Below are 19,999 nucleotides of genomic sequence, written 5' to 3'. Positions count from 1 at the left end.
GGATCCGGAGGAATATAATGGAGGGTTCGGGGAGCGCTGTCAGCCAACTGAGAAAACATATATCCGCAACGGGATGCAGTGATGTTCTGCCCGTAGCCGATGCCATGCATGATGTCGCACTCAAGAAGGTAACGATCCGCGGTTTCAAGTCGATCAAAGACTGCACGATCGACCTGGGCAGCATCAACGTCTTTATTGGCCCCAACGGTTCCGGGAAGTCCAATTTCATTTCTGCGCTGTTCTTCCTGCAGAACATCCTCGATAAGAATCTCCAGAGGTCCGTGGGAGTGGCCGGTCTGCCCTCCCTGCTGTACGGCGGGATGAAGAAGACCAAGAGCATCGAGATGGAGTTCTTCTTCGGAAACAATTCCTACGGGTTCCAACTGGTCCCCAACGATTCCGGCAGCCTCGTGTTCGCCAATGAGTACTACGGCTGGAACGATGTAAAGACCAATGTGCGCAGGAAGGTCCCCTACGGGTTCGAATCCGAATACGATAACGGAGGCTCCAACAATATAAATCGTTACGTCAGGCCCGTTCTGGAGGCCAAGAGGTGGAAGGTGTACCATTTTCATGATACCACAGCCTCTTCCGGGATGAAGCAGGCGGGTATGCTGTCGGATAACGTCTCCCTGCACCATGACGCATCCAATCTGGCGCCTTTCCTCCATATGATAAAGAACTCATATCCGGAGTCGTACGGCGACATCGTCCGTGCGGTCAGGATGGTAGCTCCCTTCTTCGACGATTTCGTGCTGGAACCGAACGCGGATAACAGCGGGCTGATACTGCTCAGGTGGAAGCAGATCGGTCTGGACGAGGTGCTGGGCGCGAGCCAATTGTCCGACGGGACGATTCGCATCATTTGCTTGGCGGTCCTGCTCCTGCAGCCCCCTGAGTTGCAGCCTTCCGCGATCATACTCGACGAGCCCGAGCTCGGCCTTCACCCGTACGCCATCTCATTGTTCTCCGAGCTGGTGCACAGGATATCCGCCGACAAGCAAGTGATAATATCCACTCAGTCCGCCGAGCTCCTGGATTATTTCGACGCCGACGATATCATCGTCGCCGAGCTGACATCGGACGGATCCAAATACACGCGCCTGTCGTCGGATAAGCTCAGAGATTGGATGGATGATTATACTTTGAGTGCTATGTGGAAGAAGAACATCTTCGGTGGGCAGCCATGAGCAGGCTGTACAGCTGTGCTGCGAGGAGTTCACGGAGAAGATATTCGCAGAGAAAATGCTGGGGCTCGGCACGGAATAGATCAAACGAACATCATATCTGCTGGTAACAGCAGTTCCGACAGAGTATGCGGCGCTGTCAGTTCCGAAGAAGCGGCGACCGGGTTCTTGATCAAGGCCTCCGGAAGCCGATGACAGTGCTGGATGACGTGTGTCGATATGTCCGTTCGCGTATGCATTATTAATTAACAATTGTTAATTATAAACTAAGTTCATTTTCGAAGGCCAGTCTAGGACTCAGGGAAAAGGACAAAAACGTCGCAAAGATGCATCGCGCCGCGTTCGTCATCAGGAGTATCCTTCCGGCTCAGATCGCAAGAGCCTGCTCAGTACAGATCCTGTTGATCCGGACCCTCTGCCAGATCTTCTCCGTCAGAGCATATGTATCTTAATTTATCGCGTCAAAGTCAAGACGTATAATCAAAAAATAATATCATAGGAATTGAAAATTATTACATCAACGATAAATATCTATATGACATATTATTCAATCATGGCAGAAATGATGTATTGCCCCAATTGCGGGCGCAATGTCAATGTCACCAAGTGGACCGGGACCCGCATCTTGATCCTCATCGTGCTTCTGATCCTCGGGATAATCTTCGGCCTGATCTACCTCATCTATGTGGCAACCAGGAAAGAATCGTGCCCCGTGTGCGGTACGCCGGCCGGGATGCTGCAGGCGCCCCGCTACAGCACAGGTTCCCAGGCCGGAACGTCCGCAGGGATGTCCGCCTGCCCCTCATGCGGGACCTCGGTCCCGTTCGGTTCCGAGTACTGCGCCGAGTGCGGCGCCAAGCTCAGGTGAATTTTTTCATCCCTGCGGCGGGAGAACCTGCCGCAGGGGCAAGAGGCCCGTTCCCCCGATGCGGACGCTGAAAGGCATCGGAGGAAGCGGGCAGGCAGGCCGGATAATCCGGCCATTGTTTTTACGGAAAATATCTTCAGAGAGCGCCCAGCTCCCTGCAGGCACTGTCGTCGAAATCGTTGAGATGGTTCTTCAGCCCCTCTCCGTTGACGCAGACCGCGCCGGCGCCGGCGATCCTGTCCGCCCAGTCCCTCAGCCACTGCCCGTCGCCCCAGTCGTACGAGCCGAAGATCGCCAGTTTCTTGCCGGCGATCCGCCCTTCGATGCTTTCGAAGAACTCCTCCATGGGGTCGTCGAGCACTTCGTCGCCCATAGCAGGCGATCCGAGGATGATGAGGTCGGCCCCGAGGACCGCATCCGCGTCGGCGCCGGAGGGGCCGGCGGAGATGTCGCAGCAGATGACTTCCTTGCCGGCGGCTTCCGCCCCGGCCCTTATCTGCTCGGCCATGTGCTGGGTGTTCCCGGTCTGGGATGAGTAAACTATCGCTGTTTTCATGCTTCACCACTCAGTGATTGTTATTAAGGCATGACTAAATTATAATATTAATATTTCCAAGCATCCAATATGGGGTTAGCAACTATGATTGTGGATACTATTTAGGAGTACCTACAACACAGATTGTATGGAGCTGAGAGCAGCTGCAAGTCTGCCGAACATCTGATGGATGTAGAGAGTCGATGCATTCTGCATCTGCAGAGCAGTTCACGGGAGCCATTCAAACAGATCAGAGCATATTCTCTCATTCTCGAGAAATTGTTTATATGACTGCACAGTTACAATTCATAGACGTAAGGCGTAGGAAAGACTTGTCGTCTTCCTATGCAGTCGCGGGGATATAAGGCGCAGAACAGACTTGTCGTCTATCTGCGCAGTCTCCAACCTCTGTTTTTTGTCCTGCGGTGAGTTTTTTTGCATTATTTATAATTAACAATGGTTAATTATAAATGCGCCAGTTTTGAAGAATCATGATCGCCGTGTGCGGCTGACAGTTAATTGCAAAAGACAGGTGTTCAGAGGCCTAGACATTTTGGATTCGGCGATTCACGCAAGACGCATTTACGCTGCATGCAGCAATGTCTCTATTAATGCGGTATGCTGATTTCCTTTGTGTTGTGTGCATCTGCGCAGACGCAGGAGGTAAGCAGCTTCATGTTCAGAAATGGAAAGACAATTGTTTCTCCGGCAGCGCAGGTCTCTGGTATGAGCTGCTGTGATTTTGAAGATCATCAAAGGAAATCAGGCGTCAGGTGGAAGTCTTGAATGTGATCATCGACATCAAAAGCGCCCTCCCGATGGGCATGGCTGTCGGTCCGATTGACTCTATCGGAATTCTGAAATGGAAGTATGCCATGGAAGCGGTTCCAACGGTTTACAGTGACAGGTCTGGATATCCTAATGCCAGGAAATGCCATCACATAACATTTTAATGTTATTGATGTAAAGTTTAATATCCTTAGTCGATATATCTTAAATCCATGAACGGCCCGGATTCTTCTGATGATCTCAAAGGCTTCCCGCTGTCTGAAAAGGCAGGGCGCATCTGGGCCAAATTAAGCGATGACGGAGGGACATGGCTCCAACTGGCCGTGCATCTCCGCGATTCCGCCAATGTTGCGGGCCTCTTGTGGGACAGATGGCTTCCCGAATCGACAAAATCGATTGTTTCAGGAGGGCTGTCAGGAACAACGGCTGGACCGAGGAACATCCTGCTCTTCCTCGCTGCAGCCCACGATATCGGCAAGGCCACTCCGGCCTTCCAGATGAAGGCCGGAGACAAGTGCCCTGAGATCATCGAATCTCTTCGGATTTTAGGATTGGCCATAGGTTTCATGCCTGACCTCGCCACCAGGGGTAAACTGAACACGGATTCAGGGGCATGAGGCGAAAACGAAAAGTGTCCCGGTCCGATGTTCAGCTGTGACACAAAAACTAATCGCGACTGGGACGGAACTTCCCAGTCCTAACGACAATATATCGGTTCCTATCGGTCTCGTGAAAACCGTGGAGCATTATCTCGGTTCTGCAGGCGTTCTGGAGTTCGTGGATACGTTCAAAGGACGCGGGGTCCCCATGAGCAGGATACTGGTGGCGATGTGCACGCACATCCTCATGGGCAGCAATTCAATGAGCAGGTGTTCCGATTGGCTGAAGAACAAGGATGTGCGGAAGGAGCTCGGATTGGATTCGGGTCTATCGCAGAGGACCATCAACCGTGCGATATCGCTGTTGGGGAAACACAGCGACGAGATCATAGTGAAGCTGTGGGAAGGGCTCGATGCAAGATACCATTTCGAGAACACCGATGTGAACATCGACGGTTCAGCGGTAGTGGTCAACGGTCCGGAAGCCGAATTGGGTGCGGTAGGTTATCCCAGGGATTTCAGGGACCAGAGCAGGAAACAGGTGGAGTTCCTGACAGCGGAACTCCAGAAGTCTAAGATCCCTTTCTTCATGAGGGCGTACAAGGGGAACACATCCGATCCCGAGCAGTACAGGGATGCGCTCCCGGACATCTTCTCCATGATACGGGAGGGTTCGTGGATAATCGTGGACAACGGAGGTGCATCGGGGGACATCCTGGATTCCATCGTCGATGCGGGGCATAAATATCTCACGAGGGTGAAGATGAACGTATCCGATGACAAACGGATAAACGATCCCGAATGCGAATGGGAGTATGTGGAGGAAGGGGTGTGTTGTAAGAAACACACCTTCGACTCTTCCGGGAGGACGACGTATCTGTTCTTCTCCTTAGACAATTGGAACCGTTCGTATCATTCCGCATCGAAGAGCTTCGACCGTATGGTGGAGGCGGTGAGGACCTACGAGGACGGGCATTTCAGAAAATCGGATTTCGTAACGGTGAAGAGGAACGTTCTCGCGGATGTGGAGGTGAAGGTGAGCCTTCAGACGAAATTCGCATTCGACGAGAGTGAGAGGGATGGCATAATCCGGGAGATCATGGGCACCCGTGCAGGGATTTTCAAACTGGAATCCTCGGAGCAATTGACACCATTGGAAGCTCTTGAGAAGTACCGCGCGAGGGCCACCGTGGAGCACCTGATCCATTCCCTGAAGAGGGTCACGGGGCTCAAACCTCTGAGGGTGTGGAGCGAACCGTCCATCCGCGGATCCATGATGCTGGCTCTCCTTTCTGAAACAGCGATAGCCATGGCGAGATACGAGATGAAGGGCAGGGAGAGGATAAAGGGCAAACGGGGAAGGAAGAAGACCGTCATCGAGAAACCGAACACCGAATCCATCGTCTGGTCTTTGGGCCATTTGACACTTACGAGGATGATGGAGAACGGGAACAGGAAAGAGGCCGTCTACAGCAATTGGAACCCCGTTTCCAAGGAGATCTTCGGCAATATGCGTGCCGATATCGAGAAGGATCTTGCGATTACGGCCTGAAAACGGTCATCCCGGGCCGAGATCATCGGGTCAACTGGCAGCGTAAGCTATGGAAACCGCCAAGTGGCGAATGGATCGGACTTCGTTCAACAATCACAAAGTGGCGAGGTCAGGTTCATGAGCTCGCCTGATGCCGTTCCCCATTCGACAGCATCCGAACTCATCTTGGAAGGCATGGGGTTCGACAGATCTCTTGCATCCGTCTGCGGCGCCCATCACGGTGCGGCCCCCACGAAAAGAGACCTGAAAAATTCCATGGCGTATAGGAAGAACATCGGTTCCAGCGACTCTGCATGGAAGGAGGTACAGGAGGAATTCGTCAGGTATGCGGAATCACTGTCCGGAGCGGATGAAGATGAGCTCATCAGGGCCCGCCTGGATATCTGTGCGCAGGTTATTCTGAGCGGCCTCGTCATAATGGCCGATTGGATATCAAGCAATGAGGAATGGTTCCCGTACGATATCGATTCCAAGGCCGGAAGAGATGCCTTCCGTTCGAGGCTCGATTCGGCAGCGGAAAAATTGTCCCTTACCAGCGCCTGGTCAGGGAAAACTCCTGATGCCGGGCATATCTTCGAGGACCGTTTCGGGTTCAGTCCCCGGCCTTTCCAGGCTGCGGTGGCCGAGGCCGCAGGCGAGATGCAGTCCCCCGGCATAATGGTCATCGAGGCCCCCACGGGCGAGGGCAAGACCGAGGCCGCTCTCGCTGCCGGAGAAATCCTGGCACATCGTTTCGGTGTCGGAGGGATAATGTTCGCGCTCCCGACTCAGGCTACGTCAGACGGAATCTTCCCGAGGGTGGAGAGATGGATCGGCGAGGTCTCGGGCGGGAGCAGGCACACTGTGTTCCTGGCACATGGGAAATCCCGGTACAACAGGTTCTACATGGACCTTCCGAGGACCGGATGGAACGTCGGCGAAGGAGATTCGGTCGTCGTCAATGAATGGTTCGGCGGCAGGAAGAAGGGGATGCTCTCAGACTTCGCCGTGGGGACTGTAGACCAGGTCCTCATGGGGGGCCTGAAGCAGAGGCATCTTGCGCTCAGGCATCTGGGTCTTGCGAATAAGGTTGTGATCATAGATGAGTGCCATGCTTACGACGCATACATGGGGAGCTATCTGCAGAAGATCGTCCGTTGGCTCGGGAGCTACCGCGTACCGGTGATCCTGCTCTCGGCCACCCTTCCGCCGTCTAGGCGCCGCGAACTGGTAGAGGCATACACCGGAAGGAATGAGGAGTTAGAGGACGGAGGGTACACGGGCAACTCGGCATATCCCGTGATCACTTATTCCGACGGGGGAGATGTGAAGCAGAAGTTCCCTCCTGCCTCCGGGCGTTCCATAGACGTCACGGTGGAGAGGATATCCGACGGGGAGCTCTTAGACCGTCTCGATGAACTCACATCGCAGGGCGGATATGCAGGGATCATCGTCAACACCGTGCGCAAAGCGCAAAGGATCGCGGAATATCTGGCACAGAGGTTCGGCAGGGAAAACGTCCGCCTTCTGCATTCGGGGTTCACTGTTATAGACCGCTCTGCGAAGGAGTCGGAAGCGGTTTCGATGCTTGGCCCGGGCAACCGCAGGGCCCCGCCCTTCCGCATGTTCATCGTAGGAACGCAGGTCATGGAGCAGTCGCTGGATCTGGATTTCGACGTTCTAGCCACCGATCTGTGTCCGGTCGATCTCCTGATCCAGCGTATCGGGCGTCTCCATCGGCATGATAATGTCCGGTCGGAGCCTCTGAAGGAACCTCGCATCCTGCTGCTCGATAAGGGTACAGGCGATATCGACTCCGGGTCCCGTGCTGTATATGGGGACCTGCAGTTGCTTAACAGCAGGCTGTTGGTCGGAGATAGGGTTTCTATTCCGGGCGACGTAGAGCGCCTTGTCAGGGCTGCCTATTCGGGGGTGCCTGTATCAGGGTCGGAGACGCTGGGAGAGGAGTACGCCGAAGCCGAAGAGGAATCTTCCCTGAAAATGAAGAAGAAAGAGACTAAAGCAGCCGCGTTCCAGATATCGGCTCCGTCAGCCGTCTCCACCCTTGTCGGCTGGACCGAGTACGGCGCCCCTGACAGGGAGGCTGCTGCCAATGCCGCTGTCCGTGACACGGACGGTTCGGTCGAGGTGATACTCGTCTGCCGCGGGATAGACGGTGTCTACAGGGTCATACCGTTCGAAGGCGGGGGCGGGGAGGAGATACCCTCTGATTCCCCTCCGTCGCCGGAGATTGGGTACGAGATGCAGGGGTGCAGGATTGCTCTGCCGAGAGCATTCTCGCGCCCTGGAAGCATTGAGGAGACCCTGAAGGCGCTTGCTGCCCGCAAGAAGGAGAACATCCCGGCTCAGTGGGACGGATCGGAATGGCTCTCAGGAGAAAACTACCTGATTCTGGATGACGATGGCAGATGCGAACTTTGCGGGAAAAGGATGGCATACGACAGTGAGATCGGTTTGAGGTTTGTTGATGACTGAAGAAAAAGAATACAATCTGCTGGATGAGAAATGGATTCGTGTCATGGACACCGAAGGCAGTGTCTCGTCTGTGAGCCTTCCTGAGGCCTTCAGCAAGGCGCACGAGATACGCTCCATATCAGGGGATTCGCCCCCCCAGGACCTGGCGGTCCTCCGCCTGATGCTGGCGGTCATGTATGCTTCGTATCCGCACGGGGACATAACGAGCGAGAACGAAGCGGCCGATGTCTGGCACAGTCTCTGGGACAAAGGCCGTTTCGATGGCACGGTAACGGATTACCTGTCTAAATGGAAGGATCGGTTCTTCCTCTTCGACCCGGAAAGGCCGTTCTATCAGGCGCCTATCGATAAAGGCACGGAGTATACCGCAGCCAAACTTGACGGCAATCTATCCGAGAGCAATAACAAGGGTAAGCTGTTCCTTCCAGTGGGCCTGAAGAACAAAGAGCATATGAGCTATGCCGATGCTGCCAGATGGCTTCTTTACCTCAACGGTTTCGATGACACTTCCGCGAAGCCCACGGTAAGAGGAGGGGCTGAGAAGCTGCCGTCGTCCGGAGCTGGATGGATGGGCAAGCTAGGGCTTGTATACGCAGAGGGAAGCACTCTCTTCGAGACTCTGATGCTGAACTTTGTTCTTTCGTCTGAGGGCAGGCCTTTCCCCCGCGGAAGGCCCATATGGGAGCTTGACAGACCCAGATGCGGGGAAAGGATCGAGATCTCCTTGCCTGAATCGCCTGAGGAGATGCTTACTCTGCAGTCCCGCAGGACGCTGCTCAGCCGCGACGGCGAAGGAGTGACCGGATTCCTGCTCATGGGCGGGGATATAGTGGACAAAGAGAACGCTTTCACAGAGCAGATGACTGTTTGGAAACTCGATTCCACCACTATGCAGTGGGTTCCTAAGCGCCATGATCCGTCCAAGGCCATGTGGCGCGATTATGCGTCCCTGCTGGTCAGCAGCAAGAGCAACACTGAGGATGCGAAATACCGTGAGCCGGGAATCGTCATGTGGCTGTCGGTCCTTTCCGACAGGGATTATCTGGAGCCCGGTTCCGTCACGCTCCGGGTGACCGGTGTGAAGTACGCTGACAAGGACTTCTTCGTGGAGGATATCATCGATGACGGGATGTCTGTGAACCGCAGGCTCCTTTCCTCCGTCGGCGAGGTCTGGAATATAAGGATCTCGGAGGTCATCTCCAAGACCGAGGAATGTGCCTATGCCGTCGGGGATTTGGCGAAGAAAATAGTCGGAACTGGAGCTAACAGCGGCGATGAGACCCTGATGAAGGCCACAGCCGCCAATGCCCGTGCTGATTTCTACTATGCTCTCGACCAGCCGTTCCGTGCATGGCTCTCAGGGGTCGACCCGGAGAACGACGACATAGAGGAGAAGATGTCGGAATGGCTGGGCATTCTCAGGAGAAGGTCGCTGTCGGCGGGAAAGAATGCGCTCCGCGGACGCGGGATCAACGCTCTTGTGAAAGGAACCCTTGACAGCAACCCCTTCGTTGCGTACAGGATGTTCGCGGGGAAGATCAGGAAGACAACTGCCACAGCAAATTCGGAAGGTGATGAAAACGGCAAACAATAAAACGGAAATGACGGGGGAATTCGTCCGCTCGAAGATCGGTCAGCTGCAGACGGACTCCCCGTGGGCAAAGGCGATGCTGGCTGAGCTTCGGCGCGGCATAGGGAAAGACATATCGGAATCGCCGGGAACCTGGGAGGTTGTTCTGGCAGATATGCCGGAGGAACTGATCTACGCCGGGAAAGAAGAATGCAGGGCGACGGAAGCGGAATCGGCAGCCTATACTGCGCTGACTCTCTTTGCTCTTCACAAGCAGAGCGGGGATATCGCACAGATGAACGGGCTGTCTTTCGGCGCGGCGGCGAGGAATCTCGCCGACGGAAACAATGATGCCGCCATCAAGCGGCGTTTCGATGCGGTGATGACCTCAACCAACCTGAAAGAGGTCTCCAACCATGCCCGCGGGCTGATCCAGCTTATGAAAGCAGCGGACCGGCCCGTGGGGTTCGATTATGTGGAATTCGCGAAGGACCTGTACAGGTTCCAGTTCACGGAAGGCCGCAGGAGCGTCTGCCTCAGATGGGGACAGGACTTCTATGCGGGGAAGAAAGCAAGCAACAAAGAGAATGAAAAAGCAAAGATCGGAGAGTGAAAGAATTGTCTAACAAAATTTTCGTTGATGTGAATGTGATTCAGACCGTCCCGCCCAGCTGCGTCAACCGTGACGACACGGGAAGCCCCAAGACGGCAGTCTACGGGGGAATCCCGCGCGCCCGTGTCTCCTCTCAGAGCTGGAAGAAAGCGATGAGGGACTACTTCCGCAATGACTTCGATGAATCAGAGCTCGGCTACCGCACCAAGAAGGTTGTCGACCTGATCGCCGCAAGGATCTCAGAGAAGGATGGGTCTGTCTCTGCTGAAGATGCTGCCAAGAAGGCTGCCGATGTTCTTACCGCGGCAGGAGTGACACTGAAAGCTCCCAAGAAAAAGAAGGGAGAGGAGGAGCAGCCTGCCACCGAGACCGGTGCACTGTTCTTCATCAGCAGGAAGCAGATCGATAACATGGCCTCTCTCGCACTCGAGGGAGGTTATGACAAGAAGGCGGCCCAGGCGGCCCTTATGGCCGGCCATGGGATCGATGTAGCCCTCTTCGGAAGGATGGTCGCAGACGATCCGTCGCTGAATGTCGATGCCTCCTCGCAGGTGGCCCACGGGATCTCCACCCACAGGGTGGACAATGAGTACGATTACTACACCGCCGTCGACGACATGTCGCCTAAGGATAATGCAGGCGCGGGAATGATCGGCACCGTTGAGTTCAACTCATCGACGCTTTACCGCTACGCCACTGTCGCCGTGCACGATCTTGCGGATCACCTGGGAAGCAGCGATGCGGCGGCCAAAGCGGCCGCGGAGTTCGTGAAGGCCTTTGTTCTCTCCATGCCCACCGGCAAGCAGAACACCTTTGCCAACCGCACTGCGCCTTATGCGGTGTTCATCGCAGTCCGCGCCGACCAGCCGGTCAGCCTTGTGACCGCTTTCGAGACTCCTGCCCGCTGCGGCGACGGGGGCTACAACGAGGATTCGGTAAGGAAGCTGGTCCAGGAGGAAGAGAAGGTCTGCTCAGAGTTCGTTATCCCTCCGGTGAAGTCCTGGCAGATCGGCGACGGTCTTGAAAAGCTCGGTCCCCAGTCCAGCCTAGCCGACTCTGTAGCACAGCTTGAGGACTACTTGAAGAGTGCGCTTGGGAAGGAAGAGTGAGATGCCCACGCTGCTGATGAGGCTGGCAGGCCCCCTGCAGTCGTGGGGAACCTCCAGCCATTTCAATAACCGCGGAACGGCGCGGGAACCGAGCAAAAGCGGTGTCATCGGCATGGTCGCTGCGGCCATGGGCCGTTCCAGAGATGACAGCGTAGACGATCTGGCATCCCTCCGTTACGGCGTGAGGGTAGATCAGGAAGGCCCGATTCTGAGGGATTTCCATACTGCCCGCCACCCTACGAACCAGAAGCTTGCATTCGTGACGAACCGCTATTATCTTTCAGACTCGGTATTCATCGCCGGCCTCGAAGGAGATGCTGCTCTTCTGGAAGAGGCGGACATGGCTCTCCGTAGCCCGCAGTATCCGCTGTTCCTGGGGCGCAGATCCTGCCCTCCGGCCGGCAGAGTGTCCTTGGGAATCCGCGAGATGTCCCTGGAAAAAGCCCTGGAAAGTGAGCCGTGGTGTGCATCGGAATGGTACATGAGGCGTCAGGGGAAGGAGGTCGACCTTGAGATTGTGACGGATTCTCCCGAGGGAGGGGATTCGGAAGAGATCGTGAGAGATGTTCCGGAGTCCTTTTCGCAGGAGCGCAGGGAATTCTCGGTCAGGAGCGTTTCCAGAAAGATCTCCGGCAAGCACGTTGAGAATGCATTGGGAAGAGAATATGCGGACCACGATGCCATGGCTGAAGTGGCGAGGAGTGGGCGATGTACCTATCAAGAGTGGAACTGAACCCCTACCGGCGCGAGACCATGAGGGCACTGCGTTCGCCGGAGATCATGCATGCTGCCGTCATGGCGTCTTTTCCATCGTCCGCTTCGGGAGGGGATAGGATACTGTGGAGGATCGACCGCGTGGGCGCTGCCACCTATCTTCTTGTGCAGAGTGCCAGGAAGCCTGACTTCCATCACATTGTCGACCAGTTCGGGAGGCCCGAATGTGACAGTGCCTGGGATTGCCTTGACTATGACGGCTTCCTTTCGAAAATCGAGAACGGACAGGTCTGGAGGTTCCGTCTGGCCGCGAACCCTGTGCACAGCGTCATGGATCCCGAGCACAGAGAAGGAGCCCGCGGAAAGGTATGCGGGCATGTGACCGCAGAGCAGCAGACGAAATGGCTCTTGGATAGATGCGGGAAGCACGGTTTCTCCATTGTCGGATCTGAAGAGGAACCGAATGTGAGGATCGTCTTCCGCGAAGTGTCCAAATTCAGACGTGGCGATGCTCAGGTAACGATCAATCGTGCTGTGTTCGAAGGTGTCCTTAGAGTGGAGGATGCCGATGCTCTGCGCTTGGCTATGTCAGGAGGCATAGGGAAGGCCAAAGCCTACGGATGCGGGTTGCTCACACTGGCGAGATGATGACATGATCCCAGGTCCCGAAAGGCCTGAGATCCAGGCCCTTCCCAGGATGGCGGATAGGCTGACGTTCGTCTATCTGGAGCGCTGCGCTGTCAGCAGAGATGCCGGAGCGGTGACAGCTGCCGATTCCCGTGGTACGGTGCATATTCCAGCCGCTTCTGTTAGCACCATTATGCTCGGACCGGGAACCACTATCACTCACCGTGCTATGGAACTCCTGGGAGATGCCGGTGCTACTGTGGTCTGGGTCGGCGAAGGCGGAGTACGCTATTATGCTCATGGCCGTCCGCTGACCCATTCCTCCTCTCTTCTGAGCGCGCAGGCCGAGGCGGTATCCAACAAACGTTCTCGTATGGCAGTGGCCCGGGAGATGTATTCTATGCGTTTCCCGGGAGAGGATGTTTCGCACCTGACCATGCAGCAGCTGCGCGGGCGTGAGGGTGCCAGGGTCCGCTCGGTATACCGCCGCTGTTCCAAGGAGACAGGAGTCAGATGGGATGGGAGGCTCTACGACCCAGAGAACTTCGGTTCCGGAGATACAGTCAATCAGGCTCTGTCTGCTGCCAATTCGTGTCTTTACGGCCTTGTCCACAGCGTCATCGTATCGCTGGGGTGCTCCCCAGGCCTCGGTTTCGTCCATACCGGACATGAACGCTCATTCGTTTACGATGTAGCGGATCTCTACAAAGCTGAGACATCGATACCTGTGGCCTTCGAGATAGCTGCTTCCGGAAAAGGAGATGTAGGAAGAGCAGCCCGCCATATGATGCGGGATGCGATGTATAGTTCGCACATCTTGGAACGCTGCGTGAAGGACATAGGCTCGCTTCTCCTAGGCAAACAATCCGAAGAAGAGATGCCGGATGCGGTCATGCTGTGGGACGGCAATAACGGAGAGGTCGCCGGCGGAATATCATATGGATGTGACATGAATGATAGTAATCGTCTTGTCTAAATCTCCCACGGCTTCTGTCCGGGGCGATCTTACAAAATGGCTTTTCGAGATAGCTCCGAACGTTTTCGCAGGAAAATTGACTCCGAGGGTCAGAGACAAACTGTGGGACCGCGTTGTATACAACAGTATCGGCGGTCGTGCGATAATGGCCTACAGCACACCGTCCAATGAACAGGGTATTGCTTTCAGAGTCTATAATTCAGAATGGAAAATCCAGGATTTTGATGGGGTCCAAATGATGATGAGGCCTGACGATTCGGAAAAGCAAACCGATTGAAACAGCCATTTTATTTTTTCTTCTGTTGGGTAATTTTTTTCTACTGGCTATTTCATAACTTTAAGTGTAGTCCCCGCGTAGGCGGGGGTGATCCCGTCGCCGTGCCGCGCCTCGTCATCGATGCACAGTAGTCCCCGCGTAGGCGGGGGTGATCCGTTATCGATCGACCGGTGGGTGTTCTTCGACGGGTAGTCCCCGCGTAGGCGGGGGTGATCCCGCGTCAGAGGCCACTCTGTCGACCGGCGCCCTGTAGTCCCCGCGTAGGCGGGGGTGATCCGGGTGGTCCTATCCCTCAAAGACTGGGAGGAGAGTAGTCCCCGCGTAGGCGGGGGTGATCCGCGTACCCGTGTTTGACGTCTCCGCTGCCGAAAGTAGTCCCCGCGTAGGCGGGGGTGATCCGTATTCTTTTACATATTCCCTCTTTAATCTATCGTAGTCCCCGCGTAGGCGGGGGTGATCCTTTTCGCTTCGCGGAATGCCGTTATCATATCATGTAGTCCCCGCGTAGGCGGGGGTGATCCGCGGACTTACGGTCTCAAGCGTGGTGATGACCAGTAGTCCCCGCGTAGGCGGGGGTGATCCCAACGTCCTTTTGGACCCCGATTGGTTTCTGGAGTAGTCCCCGCGTAGGCGGGGGTGATCCCCGAACACCTACGACAGTGGTGATGGCGCATGAGTAGTCCCCGCGTAGGCGGGGGTGATCCGTCTGGAACTTGAACATCATTGTATCACCACATGTAGTCCCCGCGTAGGCGGGGGTGATCCCACAGCAAAAGAGTTCATTGTCATAACACGCTGGTAGTCCCCGCGTAGGCGGGGGTGATCCCTATGTGAAGAAGGCCGGCGCGGCGCAGACGGTGTAGTCCCCGCGTAGGCGGGGGTGATCCGGAGAAGCAGTTCATCTACATACACAACTTGAAGTAGTCCCCGCGTAGGCGGGGGTGATCCGATCGGCATGATCGAGGGCAGTTACGAGTCGTCGTAGTCCCCGCGTAGGCGGGGGTGATCCTTCGTCGGCATCATGCAGTGGCTCCGGAGAGTAGTAGTCCCCGCGTAGGCGGGGGTGATCCGCCCAGTCAGTGGGCGGTCATGTGCCGCACCAAGTAGTCCCCGCGTAGGCGGGGGTGATCCGTAGCCATCCCAGCACCGCGGTCGAAACCACCAGTAGTCCCCGCGTAGGCGGGGGTGATCCCCGGAGAACCACCCCACTTTGTCGCTGTCATAGGTAGTCCCCGCGTAGGCGGGGGTGATCCCTCTACACCGCAATCGAGAGCATCAAAGACGGCGTAGTCCCCGCGTAGGCGGGGGTGATCCCGAGTAGGTCGTCGAGGAGATCTGCTCCTTGATGTAGTCCCCGCGTAGGCGGGGGTGATCCCACCTTTTCGTAGCCTTCGCTGTCGTAGAATCCGTAGTCCCCGCGTAGGCGGGGGTGATCCGGCCAAGCAGAACGCAGCACGCAATGGTGTACCGTAGTCCCCGCGTAGGCGGGGGTGATCCCGGCAGGCCCTGCGCCCTTTACGCCGCGCAGATGTAGTCCCCGCGTAGGCGGGGGTGATCCGCATGACTCGCACCATCCGCTACACCGGCTCCCGTAGTCCCCGCGTAGGCGGGGGTGATCCCCAAAGCTTTGATGGCGACAGTGGTCGGCCTCGGTAGTCCCCGCGTAGGCGGGGGTGATCCCGGTACCGATTTATGAACTTATATACGAATGGAGTAGTCCCCGCGTAGGCGGGGGTGATCCTGATCTCGGACGGACTGATTCTGGGCTTAATCTGTAGTCCCCGCGTAGGCGGGGGTGATCCCGATTCCTGGGGCACGAATAAAAACGTTACTAAGTAGTCCCCGCGTAGGCGGGGGTGATCCTTTCATTCGGACTGGGGAGAACGGCCTTATTACGTAGTCCCCGCGTAGGCGGGGGTGATCCGGCGAAAGAAGAGGCGAAATCCGAGATCGACGCGTAGTCCCCGCGTAGGCGGGGGTGATCCGTACTGAATTTTAACGCGCCGTTCAATTCTGAGGTAGTCCCCGCGTAGGCGGGGGTGATCCTCGTGGCCATTCCTGCAGGATGGCACGGTACCAGTAGTCCCCGCGTAGGCGGGGGTGATCCCATCCACCCATCCGGGCATCCCTGCCCGCGTGTGTAGTCCCCGCGTAGGCGGGGGTGATCCTAGGACGCCAACCGCCGATGTTCACTTTATAAGGTAGTCCCCGCGTAGGCGGGGGTGATCCCTTAATACGTGCGGGAGGACCGCTCCGTATCGAGTAGTCCCCGCGTAGGCGGGGGTGATCCTCTCCGCATAGCGAAGGCGCCTCCGCCGAGGACGTAGTCCCCGCGTAGGCGGGGGTGATCCGCTCCGACGTCACCGGATGGACGCGCTGGGCCGGTAGTCCCCGCGTAGGCGGGGGTGATCCTATGTCGTAGCTTTTGCCCAGGTCGCGCACTGAGTAGTCCCCGCGTAGGCGGGGGTGATCCGTCACCGATAAGGTCTTCCAGCTGGCACAGGACGTAGTCCCCGCGTAGGCGGGGGTGATCCTTTAAACCTTCGACAACGACGACGTACGGCCGGGTAGTCCCCGCGTAGGCGGGGGTGATCCTCCAACATAAAAGGAATGAGCCAGCCTATCGTGGTAGTCCCCGCGTAGGCGGGGGTGATCCGGTGACAGGCAGGTGGGATGGCAGGTATGAGATCGTAGTCCCCGCGTAGGCGGGGGTGATCCCTGGGCGCGAAAATCGCGGGCGCGCCCCTAAGAGTAGTCCCCGCGTAGGCGGGGGTGATCCCCATTGATCGTTAAAAACATCCACCGAATCGCAGTAGTCCCCGCGTAGGCGGGGGTGATCCGCGGCAGGCTCGCCTTTGATGGTCTCCGATCTCGTAGTCCCCGCGTAGGCGGGGGTGATCCCATCAGGAAGCTGATCAACGACACCGCCATCGCGTAGTCCCCGCGTAGGCGGGGGTGATCCTCGCAATATTCCGTTGGCGAATGTTCAGTTTAGGTAGTCCCCGCGTAGGCGGGGGTGATCCTAGGCTTCGGATGACTGCGTAAGGCGATGTCTGGTAGTCCCCGCGTAGGCGGGGGTGATCCCCTCAAGCGTACAGTACATGCGCCCATCGTCGGGTAGTCCCCGCGTAGGCGGGGGTGATCCTACGCCAGCAAAAACGGCGACGAGAAAGAGTACGTAGTCCCCGCGTAGGCGGGGGTGATCCCCACTGCCCGTTGATATTTATCGCCCAATTATCGTAGTCCCCGCGTAGGCGGGGGTGATCCGCTCCAAGAGGAGTATGATGCGAAACTCACTCCGTAGTCCCCGCGTAGGCGGGGGTGATCCGTGGCAGGGGAACCTCCGCAGCCTGGGCGACGCGTAGTCCCCGCGTAGGCGGGGGTGATCCCATCATCTCATGTCTGGCCGTGAGGATCAAGAGTAGTCCCCGCGTAGGCGGGGGTGATCCGGCGAAGATGTGCGTGGCACATAACCTTCGCTTGTAGTCCCCGCGTAGGCGGGGGTGATCCGAAGGAATCCGTATACGGCGGTGTGGTGTGCAGGTAGTCCCCGCGTAGGCGGGGGTGATCCGGAAAGAATCGCATCGGCGGCGCGCCCACTGAAGTAGTCCCCGCGTAGGCGGGGGTGATCCCCACAGGAGGCACTCCGGCGCCGCCTCGTAGAGGTAGTCCCCGCGTAGGCGGGGGTGATCCGGGATGTTTTCGCCGAGATCTTCTCGGCATACAGTAGTCCCCGCGTAGGCGGGGGTGATCCGCTCATCGTTCACGAGACGAGAGTTCAGGAGGGGTAGTCCCCGCGTAGGCGGGGGTGATCCTTGGGTGAGTCAGACCGGAGACAGCGGGCCTAAGTAGTCCCCGCGTAGGCGGGGGTGATCCGGCAAAACGTCCGACATTGTCAGACGCTCCTCGGTAGTCCCCGCGTAGGCGGGGGTGATCCCAGATCGCATGGGACAACATCGAGAGCCAGAGGGTAGTCCCCGCGTAGGCGGGGGTGATCCGGAGTCGAGAGAGACGCACAGGGAAGGGCTTTCGTAGTCCCCGCGTAGGCGGGGGTGATCCTAAGAGGAATGAAAATGAGACTCAGTGACATGAGTAGTCCCCGCGTAGGCGGGGGTGATCCCAAGAGGCTCGGAGCCGTGCTCATCGACAGGGAGTAGTCCCCGCGTAGGCGGGGGTGATCCGCTCTGAAACTTGATGACGAGCTCACCGCTCGGGTAGTCCCCGCGTAGGCGGGGGTGATCCTCGAGGTTCAATGCCTTCGACCATCCCGGCTTGGTAGTCCCCGCGTAGGCGGGGGTGATCCCGCTCTGCACTGCAGCACTCGGAAGCTCCGAGTGTAGTCCCCGCGTAGGCGGGGGTGATCCTAAGCCGTATTGCGCTCCGGTGTTGCTCGATTGGTAGTCCCCGCGTAGGCGGGGGTGATCCCATGTCCGCATTCGACAGATTCGCAGGGCAGGAGTAGTCCCCGCGTAGGCGGGGGTGATCCTGGCCCTAGATTGCCTAAAATCGACCTCAGACCGTAGTCCCCGCGTAGGCGGGGGTGATCCTAGGCTTCTGATGACTGCGTTAAACGATGTCTAGTAGTCCCCGCGTAGGCGGGGGTGATCCCCTCTATGACGGAGGCTGGAGGGCCGCCGACCGGTAGTCCCCGCGTAGGCGGGGGTGATCCGTCTACCGTGGGAACCCTGCCTGCGGACTGCTGGTAGTCCCCGCGTAGGCGGGGGTGATCCGGCAAAGGCCGCCTCCAATCAGAAGTACGGCGAGTAGTCCCCGCGTAGGCGGGGGTGATCCCATGGACCTGATCAGGCACATCCCCATGGATGGGTAGTCCCCGCGTAGGCGGGGGTGATCCTCCGGGCGACAGGTCGCGCTGATACCTTTCATAGTAGTCCCCGCGTAGGCGGGGGTGATCCTAAGTAGGGCTAACAGCAGAAAGAAACTGGTTGGTAGTCCCCGCGTAGGCGGGGGTGATCCGTGAAGCAGGCGGTCGCCGACTTCCTGAAGAACGTAGTCCCCGCGTAGGCGGGGGTGATCCTCGCTCATCAAGACGATAAACGACATCGACTGCGTAGTCCCCGCGTAGGCGGGGGTGATCCTCTCCACATCAGGTTGTAGAGGTCCGTCCTGATGTAGTCCCCGCGTAGGCGGGGGTGATCCGCCGATGTCGGTCTCGATGGCGTCGTCGACGGAGTAGTCCCCGCGTAGGCGGGGGTGATCCTGCACATCCCGACCTATCTCAGGGAGGCTCCGGGTAGTCCCCGCGTAGGCGGGGGTGATCCCCCTCTACATGATATGGGCCCCCGAGCCCATCGGTAGTCCCCGCGTAGGCGGGGGTGATCCTAGGTCACCAGGTCGCAGGGCGGAAGCTCCCTGGTAGTCCCCGCGTAGGCGGGGGTGATCCCTCGATGCTGTGCTCCGACGGGATGTCGTGGTGGTAGTCCCCGCGTAGGCGGGGGTGATCCTATAATGCGATCACATTCCCGCGGAAAAGCTGTGTAGTCCCCGCGTAGGCGGGGGTGATAGGACCTCGCCCAGGCGGTCGGGCCCTACGGCCGTGTAGTCCCCGCGTAGGCGGGGGTGATCCTTATGCAGATAAAATCAACTCAATAATAATCGGGTAGTCCCCGCGTAGGCGGGGGTGATCCCATTGCAGAAGGGCTCGGGGTCGTGCAAGGCGCGTAGTCCCCGCGTAGGCGGGGGTGATCCGAGCGCGCGTGACCCTGTGCACGATCGATATCGGTAGTCCCCGCGTAGGCGGGGGTGATCCTTGGTGTAGCCGAAAATGTCCATGAGCATATCGGTAGTCCCCGCGTAGGCGGGGGTGATCCTCTTTGGGAGCCGAAAATCGACGGAGGGAGTGAGTAGTCCCCGCGTAGGCGGGGGTGATCCCGGCTCCTGGTGCAGGATGAGAAGACGAAACGGGTAGTCCCCGCGTAGGCGGGGGTGATCCCATCATCCTGCTGGTCGGTCCGGCGGGCAGCGGGGTAGTCCCCGCGTAGGCGGGGGTGATCCTATATCGGCTCCGTGGAGTTGAGTATGGACCCGGTAGTCCCCGCGTAGGCGGGGGTGATCCTACCGGACATGTTGCGCATCTCCAGCATGACGCGT

The 19,999-nt window shown here is 57.6% G+C and carries 13 protein-coding genes and 1 CRISPR repeat array (1 of these 14 cut by a window edge); of the genes, 12 read left to right on the top strand and 1 reads right to left on the bottom strand.

Annotated elements, in window-relative coordinates:
* The first annotated feature begins 104 nt into the window (after positions 1-104).
* Both O8W32_02495 and O8W32_02490 read left to right on the top strand, forming a co-directional pair.
* Positions 105-1,190 carry an AAA family ATPase gene (locus O8W32_02495; protein ID WII09712.1) on the top strand — a complete coding sequence of 362 codons (1,086 nt, stop codon included), beginning with the start codon at positions 105-107 and terminating at the stop codon, positions 1,188-1,190.
* 550 nt (positions 1,191-1,740) lie between these two features.
* Positions 1,741-2,055, top strand: a complete 315-nt coding sequence (locus O8W32_02490; GenBank protein WII09711.1) for a zinc ribbon domain-containing protein — start codon at positions 1,741-1,743, stop codon at positions 2,053-2,055.
* A gap of 136 nt (positions 2,056-2,191) precedes the next feature.
* Here the strand turns inward: O8W32_02490 and O8W32_02485 are convergent, their stop codons facing one another.
* Complete coding sequence (locus O8W32_02485; protein ID WII09710.1) at positions 2,192-2,611, bottom strand: flavodoxin domain-containing protein; 420 nt, start codon at positions 2,609-2,611, stop codon at positions 2,192-2,194.
* Positions 2,612-3,591: 980 nt separating this feature from the next.
* Between O8W32_02485 and O8W32_02480 the strand changes: the two genes are divergently transcribed.
* From O8W32_02480 to cas2e, 10 genes are all read left to right on the top strand, one after another.
* Positions 3,592-3,996, top strand: coding sequence for an HD domain-containing protein (locus O8W32_02480; GenBank protein ID WII09709.1), 405 nt, complete (start codon positions 3,592-3,594; stop codon positions 3,994-3,996).
* 121 nt (positions 3,997-4,117) lie between these two features.
* Positions 4,118-5,530, top strand: a complete 1,413-nt coding sequence (locus O8W32_02475) for a hypothetical protein (GenBank protein WII09708.1) — start codon at positions 4,118-4,120, stop codon at positions 5,528-5,530.
* A 117-nt stretch (positions 5,531-5,647) separates the two neighbouring features.
* Entirely contained in the window at positions 5,648-8,005 is a 2,358-nt protein-coding gene (gene cas3, locus O8W32_02470) for a CRISPR-associated helicase Cas3' (GenBank protein ID WII09707.1), read from the top strand.
* Positions 7,998-9,599 carry a type I-E CRISPR-associated protein Cse1/CasA gene (casA, locus tag O8W32_02465; GenBank protein ID WII09706.1) on the top strand — a complete coding sequence of 534 codons (1,602 nt, stop codon included), beginning with the start codon at positions 7,998-8,000 and terminating at the stop codon, positions 9,597-9,599. Before cas3 ends, casA begins: the two co-directional genes overlap by 8 nt.
* A gap of 7 nt (positions 9,600-9,606) precedes the next feature.
* On the top strand, positions 9,607-10,188 hold the full coding sequence (casB, locus tag O8W32_02460) for a type I-E CRISPR-associated protein Cse2/CasB (protein WII09705.1): 582 nt from the start codon (positions 9,607-9,609) through the stop codon (positions 10,186-10,188).
* 29 nt (positions 10,189-10,217) lie between these two features.
* Positions 10,218-11,297, top strand: a complete 1,080-nt coding sequence (cas7e, locus tag O8W32_02455; protein ID WII09704.1) for a type I-E CRISPR-associated protein Cas7/Cse4/CasC — start codon at positions 10,218-10,220, stop codon at positions 11,295-11,297.
* Between the two features lies 1 nt (position 11,298).
* Complete coding sequence (cas5e, locus tag O8W32_02450; GenBank protein ID WII09703.1) at positions 11,299-12,030, top strand: type I-E CRISPR-associated protein Cas5/CasD; 732 nt, start codon at positions 11,299-11,301, stop codon at positions 12,028-12,030.
* On the top strand, positions 12,006-12,659 hold the full coding sequence (gene cas6e, locus O8W32_02445; GenBank protein WII09702.1) for a type I-E CRISPR-associated protein Cas6/Cse3/CasE: 654 nt from the start codon (positions 12,006-12,008) through the stop codon (positions 12,657-12,659). The genes cas5e and cas6e overlap by 25 nt, the downstream gene beginning before the upstream one ends.
* A 49-nt stretch (positions 12,660-12,708) precedes the next feature.
* Complete coding sequence (cas1e, locus tag O8W32_02440) at positions 12,709-13,614, top strand: type I-E CRISPR-associated endonuclease Cas1e (GenBank protein ID WII10037.1); 906 nt, start codon at positions 12,709-12,711, stop codon at positions 13,612-13,614.
* A complete protein-coding gene (cas2e, locus tag O8W32_02435; GenBank protein WII09701.1) occupies positions 13,592-13,891 on the top strand; it encodes a type I-E CRISPR-associated endoribonuclease Cas2e in 300 nt (99 codons plus the stop codon). Before cas1e ends, cas2e begins: the two co-directional genes overlap by 23 nt.
* A gap of 66 nt (positions 13,892-13,957) precedes the next feature.
* A CRISPR array of direct repeats spans positions 13,958-19,999; the repeat unit is 28 nt; unit sequence GTAGTCCCCGCGTAGGCGGGGGTGATCC; it runs 270 nt beyond the window's last position.

The organism is Methanomassiliicoccales archaeon LGM-DZ1 (assembly GCA_030168595.1).
Lineage (GTDB): Archaea > Thermoplasmatota > Thermoplasmata > Methanomassiliicoccales > Methanomethylophilaceae > Methanomethylophilus.
Note: the sequence above shows the minus strand (reverse complement) of the source record. Positions and strands in the feature narration are given on the sequence as shown.